The organism is Pseudidiomarina sp. (assembly GCF_048267825.1).
Classification (GTDB): domain Bacteria; phylum Pseudomonadota; class Gammaproteobacteria; order Enterobacterales; family Alteromonadaceae; genus Pseudidiomarina.
The window spans coordinates 18,317-36,337 of record NZ_JBLWWR010000007.1 but is presented as its reverse complement, the minus strand read 5'-3'; the positions used below and the strand labels follow the sequence as shown (position 1 = coordinate 36,337).

General features: G+C 48.6%; 18 protein-coding genes. 12 read left to right on the top strand and 6 right to left on the bottom strand.

Going from position 1 to position 18,021, the window contains the following annotated elements; all coding sequences use genetic code 11:
- Positions 1 to 81: 81 nt before the first annotated feature.
- Positions 82 to 1,860, top strand: a complete 1,779-nt coding sequence (locus tag ACN0UN_RS07385) for an SLC13 family permease (protein ID WP_417659420.1) — start codon at positions 82 to 84, stop codon at positions 1,858 to 1,860.
- Here the strand turns inward: ACN0UN_RS07385 and fabR are convergent.
- Positions 1,829 to 2,449: an HTH-type transcriptional repressor FabR gene (fabR, locus tag ACN0UN_RS07380; protein ID WP_417659419.1), complete on the bottom strand. Its 621-nt coding sequence runs from the start codon at positions 2,447 to 2,449 to the stop codon at positions 1,829 to 1,831. The two genes, ACN0UN_RS07385 and fabR, sit on opposite strands and share 32 nt — an antisense overlap.
- Positions 2,450 to 2,635: 186 nt before the next feature.
- On the opposite strand from fabR, the gene ACN0UN_RS07375 reads away from it, so the two are divergent.
- Positions 2,636 to 3,814: an acyl-CoA desaturase gene (locus tag ACN0UN_RS07375; RefSeq protein WP_417659418.1), complete on the top strand. Its 1,179-nt coding sequence runs from the start codon at positions 2,636 to 2,638 to the stop codon at positions 3,812 to 3,814.
- A 63-nt stretch (positions 3,815 to 3,877) separates the two neighbouring features.
- On the opposite strand, the gene ACN0UN_RS07370 is transcribed toward ACN0UN_RS07375, so the two are convergent.
- Both ACN0UN_RS07370 and greB read right to left on the bottom strand, forming a co-directional pair.
- Positions 3,878 to 6,202: a Tex family protein gene (locus tag ACN0UN_RS07370; protein WP_417659417.1), complete on the bottom strand. Its 2,325-nt coding sequence runs from the start codon at positions 6,200 to 6,202 to the stop codon at positions 3,878 to 3,880.
- Between the two features lie 84 nt (positions 6,203 to 6,286).
- The gene (gene greB / locus ACN0UN_RS07365; protein WP_128352255.1) at positions 6,287 to 6,766 is read right to left on the bottom strand and encodes a transcription elongation factor GreB; all 480 of its coding nucleotides are present in this window, start codon (positions 6,764 to 6,766) and stop codon (positions 6,287 to 6,289) included.
- Positions 6,767 to 6,917: 151 nt separating this feature from the next.
- On the opposite strand from greB, the gene ACN0UN_RS07360 reads away from it, so the two are divergent.
- The 4 genes from ACN0UN_RS07360 (at position 6,918) to envZ (ending at position 10,847) form a co-directional block, all read left to right on the top strand.
- Positions 6,918 to 7,715 carry an alpha/beta fold hydrolase gene (locus ACN0UN_RS07360; protein ID WP_417659416.1) on the top strand — a complete coding sequence of 266 codons (798 nt, stop codon included), beginning with the start codon at positions 6,918 to 6,920 and terminating at the stop codon, positions 7,713 to 7,715.
- Positions 7,712 to 8,686 (top strand): GGDEF domain-containing protein, encoded by a 975-nt coding sequence (locus ACN0UN_RS07355; protein WP_128352253.1) that lies wholly within the window; start codon positions 7,712 to 7,714, stop codon positions 8,684 to 8,686. Before ACN0UN_RS07360 ends, ACN0UN_RS07355 begins: the two co-directional genes overlap by 4 nt.
- Positions 8,687 to 8,767: 81 nt before the next feature.
- Positions 8,768 to 9,505 carry a two-component system response regulator OmpR gene (gene ompR / locus ACN0UN_RS07350; RefSeq protein WP_128352252.1) on the top strand — a complete coding sequence of 246 codons (738 nt, stop codon included), beginning with the start codon at positions 8,768 to 8,770 and terminating at the stop codon, positions 9,503 to 9,505.
- Position 9,506: 1 nt separating this feature from the next.
- Complete coding sequence (envZ, locus tag ACN0UN_RS07345) at positions 9,507 to 10,847, top strand: two-component system sensor histidine kinase EnvZ (RefSeq protein WP_417659415.1); 1,341 nt, start codon at positions 9,507 to 9,509, stop codon at positions 10,845 to 10,847.
- Here the strand turns inward: envZ and sthA are convergent.
- Positions 10,844 to 12,250: a Si-specific NAD(P)(+) transhydrogenase gene (gene sthA / locus ACN0UN_RS07340; RefSeq protein ID WP_417659414.1), complete on the bottom strand. Its 1,407-nt coding sequence runs from the start codon at positions 12,248 to 12,250 to the stop codon at positions 10,844 to 10,846. The two genes, envZ and sthA, sit on opposite strands and share 4 nt — an antisense overlap.
- Before the next feature lie 87 nt (positions 12,251 to 12,337).
- On the opposite strand from sthA, the gene nudE reads away from it, so the two are divergent.
- Both nudE and cysQ read left to right on the top strand, forming a co-directional pair.
- Positions 12,338 to 12,886: an ADP compounds hydrolase NudE gene (nudE, locus tag ACN0UN_RS07335; protein ID WP_128352249.1), complete on the top strand. Its 549-nt coding sequence runs from the start codon at positions 12,338 to 12,340 to the stop codon at positions 12,884 to 12,886.
- Complete coding sequence (gene cysQ / locus ACN0UN_RS07330) at positions 12,883 to 13,728, top strand: 3'(2'),5'-bisphosphate nucleotidase CysQ (protein ID WP_417659413.1); 846 nt, start codon at positions 12,883 to 12,885, stop codon at positions 13,726 to 13,728. The genes nudE and cysQ overlap by 4 nt, the downstream gene beginning before the upstream one ends.
- Here cysQ and ACN0UN_RS07325 read toward each other — a convergent pair.
- Both ACN0UN_RS07325 and ACN0UN_RS07320 read right to left on the bottom strand, forming a co-directional pair.
- Positions 13,703 to 13,927 carry a YheU family protein gene (locus tag ACN0UN_RS07325; protein WP_128352247.1) on the bottom strand — a complete coding sequence of 75 codons (225 nt, stop codon included), beginning with the start codon at positions 13,925 to 13,927 and terminating at the stop codon, positions 13,703 to 13,705. The genes cysQ and ACN0UN_RS07325 overlap by 26 nt on opposite strands.
- On the bottom strand, positions 13,927 to 15,825 hold the full coding sequence (locus ACN0UN_RS07320; RefSeq protein WP_417659412.1) for an ATP-binding cassette domain-containing protein: 1,899 nt from the start codon (positions 15,823 to 15,825) through the stop codon (positions 13,927 to 13,929). Before ACN0UN_RS07320 ends, ACN0UN_RS07325 begins: the two co-directional genes overlap by 1 nt.
- 68 nt (positions 15,826 to 15,893) lie before the next feature.
- Here ACN0UN_RS07320 and ACN0UN_RS07315 point away from each other — a divergent pair, with 68 nt between their 5' ends.
- The 4 genes from ACN0UN_RS07315 (at position 15,894) to ACN0UN_RS07300 (ending at position 18,021) form a co-directional block, all read left to right on the top strand.
- Complete coding sequence (locus ACN0UN_RS07315) at positions 15,894 to 16,127, top strand: YheV family putative zinc ribbon protein (protein ID WP_417659411.1); 234 nt, start codon at positions 15,894 to 15,896, stop codon at positions 16,125 to 16,127.
- 67 nt (positions 16,128 to 16,194) lie between these two features.
- Entirely contained in the window at positions 16,195 to 16,605 is a 411-nt protein-coding gene (locus tag ACN0UN_RS07310) for an MAPEG family protein (RefSeq protein WP_417659410.1), read from the top strand.
- A gap of 30 nt (positions 16,606 to 16,635) precedes the next feature.
- Positions 16,636 to 17,553 (top strand): M14 family metallocarboxypeptidase, encoded by a 918-nt coding sequence (locus ACN0UN_RS07305; protein WP_417659409.1) that lies wholly within the window; start codon positions 16,636 to 16,638, stop codon positions 17,551 to 17,553.
- Between the two features lie 105 nt (positions 17,554 to 17,658).
- Positions 17,659 to 18,021, top strand: coding sequence for a DUF805 domain-containing protein (locus tag ACN0UN_RS07300; protein WP_417659408.1), 363 nt, complete (start codon positions 17,659 to 17,661; stop codon positions 18,019 to 18,021).

The window sequence follows — 18,021 nt, the reverse complement described above, 5'->3', positions numbered from 1 at the left end:
TATTAATACTACCAGTAAAATTATTGACTTCCCACGAAATAACGCCAATCTGTTAACAACATTTTAAGCTTTGGGTACCCCATGCTAGACCAACTATTGATAGGCGCGATTTTAATTGGAGCGCTGGTGCTATTTGTCTGGGATAAATGGCGCTATGACATTGTCGCCATGCTGGCGCTGTTAATCGCAGCAGCATTGGGGTTGGTTCCTGCCCAAGATGTATTCTCTGGGTTTGGCAATGCAGCCGTGATCACGGTTGCAGCGGTACTGGTTATCAGTCATGCCATGTGGCGGTCTGGCGTAGTTGACGCGCTTGCATCCTTAATGAAGCGAGTTGGTGATAAGGCGTGGATTCAAATGATCGCGTTAACCACCATTACCACCATATGCTCTGCTTTTATAAGTAACACAGGTACGATGGCCATTATGATTCCGGTGGCACTGCAGTTATCGCGCAGTGGTCTGGGTCACGCTTCCAAAGTACTGATGCCAATGGCCTTTGGTTCATTGTTGGGCGGTACCATTACCATGATAGGTACACCGCCAAACATTATCATTGCGGACATTCGTCGAGACGCTCTGGGCAATAGCTTCGGTATTTTTGACTTTACCCCCGTCGGCTTGAGTTTAGCTGCAATTGGTTTGGTATTTATGTGGGTTACCAGTCGCTGGCTGGTGCCGAATACCACCAGCCGGGATGCAGCCAACTCACCTTACGACATGAGTTCGTATATAACCGAATTATGGGTTCCCGAAGAAGCCAACTTTGTTGGGCAAACGTTGTTTGAGCTCGAAAGCAAAATTAAAGATAACTTTGCCATTGTTGCGGTAAAGCAAGGTAAAACCGTTACAACGGCACCACCACGCTATTACCGGATTAAACCCGAAGATGTGCTGATTATTGAAGCCGATACCGAAACGTTACAGCAAATAATTGATGCAACCGGTTTTGAGCTCAATGCCGATGAAGAACTAGCCGATCGATTCTTGATTTCCGATGAAGTACAAGTGGTGGAAGGGGTTGTTGGCCCTGACTCCAGACTCATTGGGCGTTCAGCTGCGGATTTGCGCTTGCGCCACCGCTTTGGCGTGAATGTGCTTGCAGTTGCGCGGCAAGGCCAGCCGGTGAAACCAAATTTAGCCAATATTCGCTTCAAGCCGGGTGATGTATTGTTGTTGCAGGGCGACGCTGAAATTCTAACGGATGTGTTTCGTCGTTTTGGATGTTTCCCGTTAGCGCAGCGCAGTATGCGTATTGGTGGCGTGAAAAAACTGTTTACCCCGCTTGCCATTTTTGCGATTGCTATTCTAGCCAGCGCATTGGGCTATTTGTCGGTGCCGGTAGCTTTTACCGCCGCTGCAGGCGCTATGGTGTTAGCGAACATTATTCCGTTACGCGAATTGTACGAAAATGTCGATTGGCCAATCGTTGTGTTACTTGGTGCGACCATACCGTTGGGGGGAGCCTTAGAGCGAAGTGGGGCGGCGCATACGCTAGCGGAATGGGCGTTGGTTGTGAGTAGTGACGCACCAGCGGCGGTTGCCATGACAATTCTACTGGTAGTGACCATTAGCTTGTCGAATATTGTAAATAACGCCGCAGCCGCAGTACTGATGGCACCAATCGGTTTAAACATGGCGGAAAGCTTGGGTGTTGCGCCAGATCCATTCCTAATGGCGGTTGCGGTTGGTGCTGCGCTGCCATTTATTACCCCCATTGGGCATCAGTCGAATATCTTAGTTATGGGCCCTGGTGGGTATGCTTTTGGCGATTACTGGAAGTTAGGGTTACCGCTGACTGTGGTTTTAACCGCTGCAACCGTGCCTCTTATTCTGTGGTTTTGGCCGCTGTACGGGTAGCTTCTGCGCCAAGTGCAACAATGCGTAACTGCGCAATTGTTTGTTCAGCCAGCCGATGCCGTTCTTTTGCGTCGGCATCAAGTGCGTCGGCGCCTGCGCTAAAAACAATTCGAACAATCGCGTCGGCTTGCAGCTCAGCAAGATAGCGTTCAAATTTTTGTTCATCCACTAAATAATCGACCAACTCAGCGGTGAAATGTTCTACTTCACGTGTTACCGCGAGTCGGAACTCCCGTGAATTACCAGATTTCTCTTGCAGAAGCAGACGAAAAATAGCGGTGTTATTGGTGACGAATTCCATAAAGGTGGTTATTGAGGCACGTATGATTGAGCCACCTTTGGCGATTTGTTGGCGTGACTGGCGTAATAGCTGGCGCAGGGTTAGGCCACCTTCGTCGACCAACGTTAAGCCGAGCTCTTCCATGTTTTGAAAATGGCGGTAAAAAGAAGTTGGTGCAATACCGGCTTCACGCGTGACTTCCCGTAAACTCAAGCTGGCATATCCATGTTCCGCACTTAACTGGTTCATGGCCGCTTGAATAAGTGCGCGGCGGGTTTTCTCTTTCTGGGCTGCTCGAACGCCTGCCATAGTGATGGAACTCTCTGCTCTAAATGTCGTCAAAGGTGATTATGTCAGTGAACGTGTGTTCACGCAATTCATCGTTTTTTGAGCGATAATGCTTGCGTTGAGCGACTGGTATAGGTAAATTGAGCGAACACGTGTTCACTGAAATGAATGTGTATTTCTTTTACGTAGTTAAGTTGGTTTATATTTATGTCGTCACATCAAAATTCAGCAGCCGCTGAAAAACCCCCAATTCTTTGGCTTAACCTAAGTGTTTTTGCCATTACTTTTTTAGTCGCGGCTATCGGCGTACCTTGGTACGGCTTCACCCATGGTTTTTCTCCGGGCCTGATTGTTGGCTTAATTGCGACAATTGGCTTTGCTGGTATTTCAATTACTGCCGGTTACCATCGGTTGTGGGCGCACCGTACTTATGATGCACATTGGTCATTGCGCATACTATTCGCATTAGGTGGCGCGCTTGCAGTGCAGAACAGTGCATTGCATTGGTCGTCTGATCACCGCGAACACCATAAGCATGTTGACGACAACGACAAAGACCCGTACTCGGCAAAACGCGGGTTTTGGTATTCGCACATCGGTTGGATGCTGCGTGAATATCAAGCGTCACGTTACACCAACTACGACAACGTGAAAGACATTCAAAAAGACCCAATTGTAATGTGGCAACATCGCAATTATTTAACCTTAACGCTATTAACCACCTTCGGTTGGCCTGTCGCGCTAGGTTTGATGCTTGGTGATGTATGGGGCGCAATAATTTTAGTGGGGTTTGCTCGCTTAGTGATTAATCACCACACAACATTCTTTATTAACTCGCTGGCGCACATTTGGGGTAAGCAAACTTACACTGACCGCAACACGGCCCGCGATAATGGTGTGTTAGCATTTTTGACCTTTGGTGAGGGGTATCACAATTACCACCATATTTTTTCAGCCGATTACCGGAATGGAATTCGTTGGTGGCACTTTGACCCAACCAAGTGGTTGATTCGCGCGTGCTCGTGGGTTGGCTTAACGCGCAACCTAAAACGCACTAACGGTTATCAAGTTGAAAAAGCGCGTTTAGAAATGCAGTTTAAGAAGGCCACCGCGCAAGCGGAGGTATCTTGTGAAACGACTATGGCCAAACTGCATGATGAATTTGACGTTATGGTTGCCAAGTTGCGCGAATATTATCAGGTACGCAAGCAATTGTTAGACATTAAAACGAAAGCATTGGTAGACAGCGTGCATGTGCCCACCTTGGCAGAGCTGCAGGCTAAAGCGGATGCAATGCGTGAGGTATTCGTCGCGCATAAACGCGAGTTCCACCAACTATTGCAACGAACAATTCAAGGCAATATGCAAGGTACACAAAGCGTTTAATTGATGAATAAGAATTGAAAGCCGACCGCAGTCACAATGCTACGGTCGGCTTTTTTGTGGGTGCTATTTCTTTGCTTTGGCAAAGGCATCAGCAAAAGCTGAGCCCATAGCTGAGTTAGCTGGCGCTGCAGGTTTACCCTTTGGTTTGGCAGAGGCCGCCTGCTTAGGCTTTCCTGAGGTTTTTGTGTTCGCCGCAGCGGGTGCTTGAGCCATTGGCTCATCATGCAAGCGCATGGTTAAGCTGATACGTTTGCGTGGTACGTCAACTTCAAGCACTTTGACCTTCACAATATCGCCCGCCTTAACGATTTCGCGTGGGTCACTGACAAACTTATCTGCCAACGCCGATACGTGTACTAAACCGTCCTGATGAACACCAATGTCCACAAAAGCACCAAAGGCAGCGACATTACTGACAACGCCCTCGAGTGTCATGCCAGGTTTCAAATCTTTGATGTCGTCCACACCTTCTTTAAAGCTCGCTGTTTTAAACTCAGGGCGCGGATCGCGGCCCGGTTTATCCAGCTCGCGCAAGATATCCTGTATGGTCGGAAGCCCGAATGTGTCATCGATATAATCGGCAGCGTTTAAGCTTTTTAGGAAACTTGAATCGCCAATGATGTCGTTCACTTTGCGTGCATTTGCAGCAGCAATGCGCTCAACAACAGGATAAGCCTCAGGGTGAACGGCTGAACTGTCCAATGGCTGTTCACCATTCATGATGCGCAAGAAGCCGGCCGCTTGCTCGAACGACTTAGGTCCCATGCGGGCAACTTTCAGCAGTTGTTTGCGCGCCGTGAAGCGACCATGACTATCCCGATGCGCGACAATGTTCTGCGCAAGCGTTTTGGTTAAACCCGCAACGCGCGCCAGCAAAGCCACTGAAGCGGTGTTGATATCCACACCGACAGCATTCACACAATCTTCCACGACAGCATCGAGGCTTTGTGCGAGTTGCGCTTGGCTAACATCGTGTTGATACTGGCCGACCCCAATTGATTTGGGCTCAATCTTCACCAATTCAGCGAGTGGGTCTTGCAACCGGCGAGCAATTGATACCGCGCCACGAAGCGACACATCCAAATCAGGAAATTCTTGGGCCGCAAGTTCAGACGCAGAATAAACAGACGCTCCCGCTTCGTTAACAATCACTTTCGCTGCTTTTATTTCCGGGTTGGCTTTTAGCATTTCGCCAACCAGCTTGTCTGTCTCGCGGGAATGCGTGCCATTGCCAATCGAAATGAGTTTTACTTTGTGTTGCTTACACATACCGGCCAAGGTACGCATGGCCTTGTCGACCTGGTTTTGCGGCTGGAATGGAAATACCGTATTGGTGCCGAGCACTTTACCGGTTGAGTCCACCACCGCAACTTTAATGCCGGTGCGAACACCTGGGTCTAACCCCATGGTCACCTTGTCGCCCGCCGGTGCTGCCATCAACAAGTCTTTTAAGTTGTTGGCAAAAATTTGAATGGCATCGGCTTCGGCGCGTTCACGAACCGAACCGAATAATTCGGTTTCCATGTGCAGCAGAATTTTGATGCGCCATGTCCACTGAACCGTTTGTTGTAACCAAGCATCGCCAGCGCGGCCTTGATCATGCCAGCCAATGTGCGCAGCAATGATATGCTCGCCATGGCTACGTGCTTTCGGGTCTTCTTGTTGTGGGTCAGCGTTTAACTTGAGTTGCAAGATGCTTTCGTTACGGCCGCGAAATAGCGCCAGTGCGCGATGCGAAGGTATTTTCTTAACGGCTTCATGAAATTCGAAATAGTCGCGGTATTTTGCGCCTTCCGCTTCTTTGCCGGGGGCCAGTGTGCTGGTGATTTCTGCATTATTCCATAAATAGTCACGTACTTTTTTCAGCAACGCGGCGTCTTCAGCAAAGCGTTCCATCAGTATAAAACGGGCGCCATCAAGCACGGCTTTTTCATCAGCAAAACCAGCGTCGGCATTAATGAACTGTTGCGCTTCCGTTTCAGGCGTTAAGTTCGGGTCAGCAAATAGAGCATCTGCAAGTGGCTCGATACCCGCTTCAATAGCAATTTGCCCTTTGGTGCGACGTTTCGGTTTAAACGGTAGATATAAATCTTCTAACTCGGTTTTTGACTCAGTTGATAAAATCGACTGCTCGAGTTCGGCCGTCAGCTTACCTTGTTCACGTATGCTTGCTAAAATCACGGTGCGCCGGTCATCCAGCTCACGCAAGTACGTTAATCGCTGGGCTAAATTACGCAGTTGCGTGTCATCTAAACCGCCGGTTGCTTCTTTTCTGTAACGGGCAATAAAAGGCACCGTAGCACCGTCGTCAAGTAGCGCGATAGCAGCCTGTACTTGCTGCGAACTGACCGCTAATTCGTTCGCGATTTGCTGAGTAATCGAGCTCATAGCTTCTCTCATGTTGTCCTTGTGAACCAAAAAATGTGCCCAAGTATATCAGGCTGATTCTGGCTTGTGTGCGTTTAGGTGTTGTTATCGCGTAAAGTGGTAAGTTATTTGGTTCACAAACCAAAGTTTGGGGCCGTTGGGGGTTTGCACCACAAACTCATCGTCAACTTGCTTGCCAAGTGCTGCACGTGCCATGGGGGCATCAATCGAAATAACATCGTCGCGTTGATAAATTTCGTCGGGGCCAGCTATCGTAAAGCTACGTTGTTCACCATGCTCGTCTTCAACGACAACACTGGCACCGAAGAACACTTTGCCTTCTTGCTGCGGGGAGTAGTCGACAATTTTTAGTTGCTCAAGGCGTTTGCGCAAGAACCGAATGCGGCGATCAATTTGACGCAACTTCTGCTTATTGTATTTGTAATCCGCGTTTTCACTTCTATCGCCAAGGCTGGCTGCCCAAGTTACTTTTTCAGTGGTTTCACGACGTTCTACGCGCCACAAGTGGTCCAACTCTTGTTGAAGTTTAAGATAACCCGTACGGCTAATTAGATTTGTTTTCATCGGTTATTTGGTTGCTCTTTGGCTCAGTTAAGCGTTATTACTAAAAAAATCGAAGACTAGAGTGACGTTCAAACGCTATTGTGGCAAGAAAAGACTGGAAATACAGGTGCGAAGATCCTATTTTCAATCAATTGCAGCTGCGGAGTAAACCATGCCGAAAGTCGATGTACGCCGACGGAATCATATTATAGAGCACCGCAAACAGGGCCGCCCAGTGCTATTTGGGCATGGCTTTGGGTGTGACCAATTAATTTGGGAGCCGGTCATCTCTTACATGCCCGCTACTATTGCGCCAATAACGTTCGACCATGTCGGGTGCGGACGTTCGGATTTTAGTGCTTATACGCTCAAGAAATACAGTGATCTAGACGGGTATGTTGATGATCTCATCGAAGTCATTGAGGCCCTCAATTACGGTGCTATCGACTTTGTTGGGCATTCTGTTGGCGGTATGATGGCTATGCTGGCGTCAATTAAGCGACCTGATTTATTTTCAAAACTTATCGCAATTGGGCCCTCGCCTCGATACGTCAATGATTGTGACTACGAAGGCGGATTCGAGCGCGAAGATATTCTCGAGTTGTTATCCATGATGGAGCGCAATCATTTTGAGTGGGCTGGTTATTTGGCCCCAATAGTAATGAAAAACAGCCATCGACCAGAATTTGCTGACGAATTAAGAAAAAGCTTTGCGAATTCCGATCCGGTTATTTCGCGTAAGTTTGCCGAGGCAGTGTTTTTGTCGGACAACCGTGACAAACTCAGCCAGATACCTGTGGCCATCACCTTACTGTACTGCGACGTTGATGTTATTGTGCCGCTTGAGGTGATTCATTTCATGGCGCTACACATTCCACAAGCAAAGCTAGTTCGGCTCGATGCCATCGGGCATTACCCGCATTTAAGCGCCCCGGAAAACGTTAGTCAGGAGATACTGGCAAATTTATGATCAAATCTGAGCATTGGATCGGTCACGCGCCGGTTGGACTAATGGCCATCCACAATAATCATCATGTTGTTGAAATTAACGACATGCTGCTGAATTTGCTTGGGTATCAACGCAACGAATTGATTGGGCAAAGCATTAATTCGCTATTTACTCGTTCGGGTAAGTTGTTCTTTCTCACACACGTTTTTCCCTTATTGCAACACCATGGCAATGTGGAAGAAATGTATTTGCGGCTGCGTGATAAAAAAGGCGACGAAGTTCCTGTGCTAATGAACGCCACTGCGGTTGAAACGGATGGCAGCTTAGTCTATATGTTCGCGATGATGCCGATTCAGCGGCGATTCATTTTTGAAGACCAACTGCTCAGCGCCCGTAAAGAAGCAGAGCAGGCGTTCGCCGCGGAGCGCGAGGCCACCGATGCTCTGGAATTAGCACAAGCAGATTTAGAAGCGAAACAAGAACAGCTACTTGCACTGAACGAACAACTACAGCGACTTGCCACCACAGATGAAATGACCCAATTAGATAACCGCCGAAGTTTTGAAGCCTCACTCGAAAAGCATTTGGCGTTGGTGAAACGCAACGCAAGCACAGGGGGCTTACTACTGCTTGATGTGGATCATTTTAAAGCAATTAATGATAGTCATGGGCATAGCAAGGGCGACGAGGTGCTGAGAAGTATCGGGAAATTATTGCGCGGCCTTACACGTGACATTGATACAGCCGCACGGGTGGGTGGCGAAGAGTTTGCTGTTATTATGCCAAATGTTGGTAGTGAAGGCGCGTTTACCGCCGCAGAGAGAATTCGTCATAGCGTGCAAGCGCATACCTTTAAACACGGCCAAGTAACCGTGAGTATCGGGGTAACCATGCTTAAGGAAGGCGACGATCGAGAGCGTATCTTAAGCCGGGTAGACCGAGCGTTGTATCAAGCCAAACACAATGGTCGTAACCGGATTGAGTACGCCTGAAACCTTTCGTTACAAGCCTTTGTTGGCAAACTAGTTTGCATCGCATATAGTGCAAAAGTTAGCTTCACTGAGCATAAAATTATGAGCCAAGAAACCTTTAAAATTCTCGTTGTAGATGATGATGCGCGGTTGCGCAGTTTGCTTGATCGATACTTGCAAGAACAAGGCTTTTACGTGCGCTCCGCAGGCGAAGGCGAGCAGATGAATCGTTTGCTGGAACGTGAAAACTTTCATTTGCTGGTTCTCGACTTGATGTTGCCGGGCGAAGATGGCTTGTCGATTTGTCGCCGTTTGCGTCAGCAAAACAATGACATTCCCATTGTTATGCTAACGGCGAAGGGAGATGAAGTAGACCGTATTATTGGGCTTGAGCTTGGTGCCGACGATTACTTGGCCAAGCCGTTCAACCCACGCGAATTGCTGGCACGCATCCGCGCGGTGCTGCGCCGTCGCGGCAAAGAAATTCCTGGCGCACCAAGCGCAGAAGACCAAGAAATTTCCTTTGGTGAGTTTCATCTTAATTTAGGCACACGGGAAATGTTCCGTGGTGATCAACCGATGCCACTCACCAGCGGTGAGTTTGCTGTATTGAAGGCGTTGGTTACACACCCGCGTCAGCCAATGTCACGCGACAAGCTGATGAACCAAGCACGCGGCCGTGACTACAGTGCTTTAGAACGTAGCATTGATGTGCAAGTTTCACGCTTGCGCCGCATGCTTGAGACTGATCCGGCCAACCCACGCTATATTCAAACGGTGTGGGGGCTGGGTTACGTGTTTGTTCCAGACGGTAAACAGGCAGCAGGTAAATCAAACTAATATGCATTTATTTCCGCGTTCGGCATTTGCCCGTACGGTCGCGTTAATTGCCGCGTTATTACTGATCAATCAAATTGTGTCGTACATTATGATCGGTTTGTACGTGGTGAAACCAAGCATGCAACAAATTAGCAGCGTGGTTGCGCGACAGGTGCAGGGTATTTTGGCGCTTGACCAATGGATTGATCAGGTCGAATTGACCGCGGAACAGCAACAAACACTGGTAACAAGCTACACCGAGGCGACGGGAATCCGGGGTGTCAGTGTTAATGATGCGGTTCAGCAAGGGTTGGCGGACACCACGACTTATAATTTCCTCTCTGCTCAATTATCTGACCTTTTGCAAGCGAATACCGAAGTACGAATTTCGCAAGGGGCGGTCTATAAAGTGTGGCTGCGCACCGAAAACCTACCTGGCTATTGGTTGGTCATTGAGCTCGATAGCTTCGATGAAGCACGGTTTTCGCCGTTGCTGTTTTATTTAGTACTGATTGGTGCGCTGAGCGTTTTCGGCGGCATGGTTTTTACGAATTGGCAAAACCGTCCACTTAAAGCGCTCGAGGCCGCCGCCAAGCAGATTGGCCAAGGCGACTATCCCGATCAGTTGCCAGAACGCGGTTCCAGCGAGGTAATTGCCGTAACGCGAGCGTTTAATCAGATGAGTCAGGGAGTCAAGCAACTTGAGCAAGACCGGGCGCTGCTGATGGCTGGGGTTTCGCATGACCTACGCACTCCGCTGACACGTATTCGCTTGGCGACCGAGATGATGCCACCGAATGAAGATTATTTGGCCGAAGGAATCATCAGCGATATTGACGATATGAACGCCATTATCGATCAGTTTATTGATTACATTCGCAGCGACACTTCGGCTGATAACGACCAACAAAACCTCAATTATTTGGTTGAAGATGTGGTTGCTCATGTTCCCGATTCGTGGCACTCCAAAATAGAAGTTATCTATAACGAGATGCCTGACGTTCCAGTACGAGAAATTTCAATCAAGCGTGTTTTGATTAACTTGTTGGAAAATGCCGAGCGCTATGGGCACGAAAAAGTGCTGGTTGAAACGGGCTATGACAACCAGCGGAAAATGGCTTGGTTTAAAGTTTGTGACGATGGGCCAGGCATTCCCGCAAATCAAATTGAGCACGTGTTGCAACCCTTTACGCAAGGTGACAAGGCACGATCCACTAAGGGCTCTGGCCTTGGTTTAGCGATTGTGAAGCGCATTGTGGAACGGCACCACGGTCGCGTGCTGTTTGGCAGCAGCCAGCGACTTGGCGGTTTGTGTGTGCGTGTCGAATTGCCGCTAGAGATAAAAGCCGAAAGTGCGCGTTAACCGCGCACTCGATTCAGACCATTCAATGCTGCTACCCGGTAGGCTTCAGCCATAGTCGGGTAGTTAAACGTGGTATTTATGAAATACTCAATGGTATTGCCTTCACCTTTTTGTTCCATGATGGCCTGGCCAATGTGAATAATTTCAGAGGCGCGCTCACCAAAACAATGAATACCCAACACTTCTTTGGTTTCACGATGAAACAAAATTTTCAGGTTACCTACGGCCATATTTGAAATTTGAGCGCGCGCTAAATGTTTAAACTGCGCACGGCCCACTTCATACGGCACTTTTTGTTCTGTCAGTTCTTCTTCTGTTTTACCCACGGAGCTGATTTCTGGAATGGTATAAATCCCAGTTGGAATATCACTGATCAACCGCTGATCACATTCATCAAATAACATCGCGGTTGCACAAATACGGCCTTGATCGTAGGCCGCGCTAGCCAAAGAAGGGTAACCAATAATATCGCCCACGGCATAAATAGAGTCGACTTTGGTTTGATAATGCTTATTCACTTCAAGTTGCCCGCGATGGTTTGGTTTCAAACCCACATTATCCACCTTGAGCTGCTCAATATTGCCGGAGCGACCGTTAGCAAATAGCAAGCAATCGGCATCGATACGTTTACCCGATTGTGTATATAAGGTCACGCCATCTTCGTGGCCTTCGATGCGCTCGTATTCTTCATTATGACGAATCACCACACCACTATTACGCAGGTGATAACTCAAAGCGTCAGAAATCTCGGCATCCAAAAAACTCAGTAAGCGACTGCGTGTGTTAATTAAGTCGACTTTAACGCCAAGACCACGAAATATACTGGCGTACTCACAACCCACTACGCCAGCGCCGTAAATAATAATACTGCGCGGCTCGTGGGTTAAGTTCAGTACGGTATCCGAGTCGTAAACGCGTTCATGGCTGAAATCAACATCAGGTGGATGGTAGGGGCGCGAGCCAGTCGCGATGACCACCTGTTTCGTCGTGATGTATTCTGTGGTGCCGTCAGTTTGCGTGATTTTCAAGCGGTGCGGTGTTTCGAACTCGGCAGTACCATGAATTACGTGAACACCGTTACGTTCATAAAAACTGCTGCGTAACCCCACTTGTTTACGAATGACACCCTGCGCGTGGCGGAGTATTTCGGCAAAGGTTAACCCGCGCTGAATGCGCTCCGCTGCAAATAATGGGTTGGCATTGTATTCGATAAGGCGACTGACCGAGTGGCGTAAAGCTTTCGAAGGAATGGTACCCCAATGGGTGCAACCACCACCAATTGAACTGTGCTTTTCAACCATTGCTACTTTGCGCCCGTTTTTAGCTAGTTGCATTGCTGCACCTTCGCCGCCGGGGCCACTTCCAATAACAACTGCGTCAAATTGCAGGTCTGTTGGGCTCATCAACTGCTCCTTCTGGTTGTACCGCTTGCTTCTTTGCCGTTATAGTAACGGAAAGATGATGTATTCAGCCAGTTTAATGGAATCGTCATGGCGTACAAACCCATTCCAGAAATTTTGACTCGACAAATTGTAGCAACCAGCAGGCTGTTGCGTATTGAGGCGATCGATCTTCGTTTTAGTAACGGCGTTGAGCGGCAATTTGAGCGCATGGCCAGCAGTGGCCGCGGTGCTGTGATGATTGTTCCATTTGTTGATAACGACACATTAATGTTGGTCCGCGAATATGCGGCAGGCCTGCATAACTACCAACTTGGCTTCCCCAAAGGCTTAATTGACCCTGGTGAAACACCTGAAGAAGCAGCAAACCGCGAGTTAAAAGAAGAGATTGGCTATGGTGCGAAACAATTGATACCGCTGAAAAGTGTAACGATGGCGCCGCAATTTTTTTCGGCCACCATGCATATTTTTATAGCGCGTGATTTGTATCCAGAGAGCTTACCCGGTGATGAGCCTGAACCGCTAGAGCCGGTGCCATGGTTGATTAGTAAAGCGGATGCGCTGCTTGAGCAAGAAGACTTTACCGAAGCGCGCAGTATCGCCGCGCTTCTGATGACCTTAAGGGAATTGCAACGATGAATGACAACAGTTCCGTTGAGCAGTTGCACCAATGGTTAACAGGAGCCGCGGAGGTGGCACTGAAGGCAGGCGATTTAATTCTTGAATTGTACGAAGAACAAGCCTACGAAACCTACGAAAAAGCAGATGACTCACCAGTTACCAGTGCCGATTTTGCCGCCAACCGATTGATTGTTGATGGCCTTGCAGCGCTCACGCCAGATATTCCCATTTTGTCAGAAGAAGGCACCCACCTGACGTTTGAGGAACGCAAGAAGTGGCCGCGCTACTGGATTATTGACCCAATCGACGGTACCCAGGAATTTATTGCCAGAAGTGGGGATTTTGGCGTGATTATTGCGTTGGTGGAGCACAATCAGCCCGTGCTGGGTGTGATTTATTGGCCAGCAGGCGATGTGCTCTATACGGCCCAAAGCGGGCAGGGTGCGTATCGCGAAGATGTACACGGCAAGCAGCGAATTCACATTCGGCGCCTGGCAGACCCTGATCAAGATGTGATTCATATGGCCATTAGCCGCCGTCAGCCGCGTGAACGCGTGCTGCAGCGCATGACCGGGGACCGCGAATTAGCCATGCTACCTGCGGGTAGTTGTTCACTGAAAGCGTGCATGATTGCTGAAGGTAAGGCGGACTGTTTTTTGCGCGTAGGGCCAACAGGGGAATGGGATACAGCCGCAGCAGAAGTTATTGTCGGTGAAGCCGGGGGGCGCATTGTTGATGAAAACTTTAAGCCACTTACCTACAACCAAGAAGCTGATTTAGGCAACCCAAATTTTATTATTTTAGGTGACCCTGCAGTGTCATGGCAGACTGTTTTCATTCATCATCGAAGCGATGATTAGCTGGAAGTATATTCACGGTTTCATGAAGTTCTGACCAGACTAATACCGCCTCACCACGCTCTAATTGTGCACGAACATCGTCAACTTTTTGCTGCAGTGATTTTTCGTGATCACCGTAATCGGTGCCTTCGCGCAATACAAAAGCTTCAATAATGCCGGTTAATGTTTCTGGATTTACTTGTTGCCACGGAATTTCCATTAGTTGCTTGCCTCGTTCTGTACTTCTTGCAGTGCTTCTTCAGCGGCCATCCAGTCGTCTTCTGCAGCATTTAACAGGCTTTGTGTGGTGGCCTGTTGCTTGAGCAAATCGGTCAGTTCGTTTTTGCGAGCGTCGTCGTAAAGCCCGTTGTCCGCAAGTTTCGTGTTCAAGTCAGCCAATTTTTGTTCGAGCTGAGCCATAGCCTTTTCTGCTTTGATAACCTTGTCTTTTAGCGGCTTCAACGCCTGGCGTTGTTCGGCGGCTTGGCGTTTTTCGGCTTTGCGATCGGCTTTCCCGCTGCTGGCGTTGTCAGCTATTGCGGCAGCTTGGGTATGCTGCTTTAACCAGTCATGATACGCGTCTAGGTCGCCGGCAAAGGGTTCAACATGCTGATTTGCCACCAGATAAAACTCGTCGACAGTAGTGCGCAGCAAGTGGCGATCATGCGACACAATGACCATTGCACCGGTGAAATCTTGCAGGGCATAAACCAACGCCTCGCGCATGGTGCTGTCCAAATGGTTGGTCGGTTCATCCAACAGCAATAGATTGGGTTTTTGATAGACAATTAAAGCCAATACTAAGCGTGCCTTTTCGCCGCCAGACATGGGGGCAACTTTCGCGGTTGCGGCGTCACCCGAAAAGCCAAAACCACCAATAAAATCGCGCAAGGTTTGTTCCGTTGCAGTTGGATCAAGCCGTTGAACATGCATCAGTGGTGAGGCATTTATATCGAGCATTTCCAACTGGTGCTGGGCAAAGTAGCCAAGCTTAACGCCCGGGTTGAGTTCCACCACGCCAGCTTGCGCCTTCAATTCACCCGCTAATAATTTAACCAAGGTGGACTTACCGGCGCCGTTTCGGCCCAACAAGCCGATACGGCTGCCGGGTACTAAATTAAACTTAATGCCTTTTAAAATAACTGTATCGCCATAACCCGCTTGCACTTTCTCGAGCGTTAACAGCGGATTTGGCAGCTGCTCGGGCGCACGAAAACTAAAATTGAACCCACTTGCTGCTCGCAATGGCGCACTTGCCTGCAGCCGTTCTAATGCTTTAATTCGGCTTTGTGCTTGTTTGGCTTTGCTGGCTTTGTAACGAAACCGGTCAATATAAGTCTGTAAATGCTTGCGCTGGGCCTGTTCTTTTTCGAACTGTGCTTCTTGCTGGGCCAAGTGTTCCGCTTGCTGGCGCTCAAAGCTGCTGTAATTACCGTTATAAGTGGTCGCGGTTTGATGCTCAATGAGAATTATTTGCTGCGCAACGGCGTCGAGGAAATCCCGATCATGCGAAATGACCATTAACGTTCCGGGAAAGCGCTGGAGCCAGTCCTCTAACCAGAAAATTGCATCTACGTCCAAATGGTTGGTGGGCTCATCCAACAACAACAGATCAGCGCGTGCGATCAAAGCCTGAGCAAGGTTTAAGCGCATGCGCCAGCCCCCAGAAAACGCTTTAACAGGGTGGTAGATTTGTTCGGGCTGAAAGCCAAGGCCATTCAGTAGCGCTGCCGCGCGCGACGGTGCGTCGTAACCACCTATAGTGGCAAGTTTGTCATGCAACGCACCAATGGCATGGCCGTCGTTGCTTTGCTCAGCTTGTGTCAGTTGAGCTTCAAGACTCCGTAGCTCTTCGTCACCGTCAAGCACATACTCAAGCGCCGAGCGCTCAAGCGCGGGTGTTTCTTGTTTCACGCTCGCAATACGCCAACCGCGGGGCACGTCACAATCACCCTGCTCAACACTCAATTCGTGGCGAAGTAATGCAAATAATGACGACTTACCGGTGCCATTACGGCCAACCAAGCCCACATGATGGCCTGGGAAAATGGTAATATCTGCATTTTCGAGCAACAACTTGCCGCCGCGCATTAACGACATCGCGCGAATGTTTATCATAGAAAGCCCTGACTTGGTGTTCTGCTAAGTTTCTGCGACAATTATACCTGATAGCAACAGAGGTGAATATGACTCAAGCTCGTAAACGTTTTATCGCTGGCGCGGAATGCCCAGCGTGTCATGCGCAAGACACCCTCATGTTAACCATTCAAGGTGAGCAAGAGCAGGTGAGTTGTGTGCAATGTGGGCATGAGTTTTCGGAGCGTGGCGCCAAGCCTCCTGCGGCACCTAAAGCCGACGCAGAAAAGCCATCCAGCACCGTGAATCAAGAAGGGCTTATCGGTATATTTAAACCCGAGTAGCTAATATTGCACCTTACTCGCTAACCCGCTACTGTTAGGTTAACTTTATTCACTGTAAGGGCGAGTTATGAGTCATTTAGTGTATGGTGGTTTGTGGGTTATCTTAACCACGGTAATGGTGCAATGGATTATTGCCAGTGGCGCAAAAGCAAAACAAGCAGGCGCCGTGCCCGGCAAAATTGATGAAACTCTCGGTCACAGTTCGTTCGTTTTTCGTGCACATCGCACGTTTCATAACAGCCTGGAAAACGTTCCGTTTTTTATTGCGGCAGCATTTTTAGCAGTTTTCGTTGGCGTTGATTCACAATGGTTTGCCATATCGGTATGGGCGTTTGCCTTCGCACGAATTGTCCACATGTTGTTGTATTACGGCATTGCGACCGAGCGCAACCCGAGCCCGCGCAGTTATTTTTTTATTATTGGTGTAATAGCCAACATTGTTGTATTGGTGCAAATCGCCATTGATTTAGTGGCTTAATAAATTCAGCGTGACGCAAAAGGTAAATGCATGACAGACCAGCAGTATCCAATTGGAACTCCAGGAAAGCCTTGGGGAGCGGAAGAAAAGCAACAGTGGCTAGCCGCGCAAGAGGTGAAACGTTCTTACTTCGAAGACGTAGTCAGCCAAATTAATACATTGCACGACCGTTTTGATGTTGAGCAATACGGTGCCTTGGATTATTCCAACAACACGTTCCCGTTGTTTTTAGTAAAAACGCGTCAATGGGACAACACTAAACCGAATATTTTGGTCACTGGTGGTGTTCACGGTTACGAAACTTCAGGTGTTCATGGCGCATTGGCATTTATTAAACAGCAGGCAGAACATTACAGCCAGTGGTTTAATATTCTCGTTGCACCGTGCATCAGCCCTTGGGGCTACGAAACCATTAATCGTTGGAATCCATTCGCTATCGATCCAAATCGTTCGTTTAAGCAAGACAGTCCCGCCGGTGAGTGCGCAGCCATTATGGACTACCTTGCGCGGCACAACTTCGAGTTTTTAATGCACATTGATTTGCATGAAACAACGGACACCGATAACTCTGAATTTAGACCTGCCTTAGCTGCGCGCGACGGTACAGTGAACACCAATTGGACTATTCCTGATGGGTTTTATACCGTAGGCAACTCTGAAAAGCCGACGCCTGACTTCCAAAAAGCAATCATTGATTCTGTGCGAAAAGTTACTCATATTGCGCCAGCAGACGAAGATGGCAAATTGATTGGAGCACCGATTGAGCAGGAAGGCGTTATTCATTACGCCGGTAAGCAGTTAGGGTTATGCATGGGGTTAACCGATGCGCCCTATGTCAGCACAACCGAAGTTTATCCGGATAGCGAAAACGCTTCGCCAGCAGAGTGTATTGACGCACAAGTTGCCGCCGTAAAAGGCGCTATAGACTATCTGCGTAAGCATAAGTAGAAGAGTAAACAAGTTATTTTTGCAAACGGAATGCAGTACTAGCGTATCGAGCCCAACAATGCGCTAGGCCGATAACAACAAGGGCATTATAAAAAGGAAAATAACATGAATTGGTATATTGCCGTACTCAAGAAATATGCTGTATTTACTGGCCGTGCGCGCCGCTCTGAATATTGGTTCTTCGTATTATTCAATGTCATTATTTCTTTGGTTTTAGGATTTATCGATGGCTTTTTGGCTCTCGGTGATCCAGAAGCTGGAATTGGTCTGCTGAGTGTTATCTACGGTTTAGCTGTTTTAATTCCATCGATTGCAGTTGGTGTTCGGCGGTTGCATGATACTGATCGGTCAGGTTGGTGGTTGTTAATTAGCCTGATTCCGCTGATTGGTGGCATCGTACTGCTAGTATTCTTTGTGTTAGACGGCACACCAGGCGAGAACCGCTTTGGCCCGAACCCTAAGGGCTAA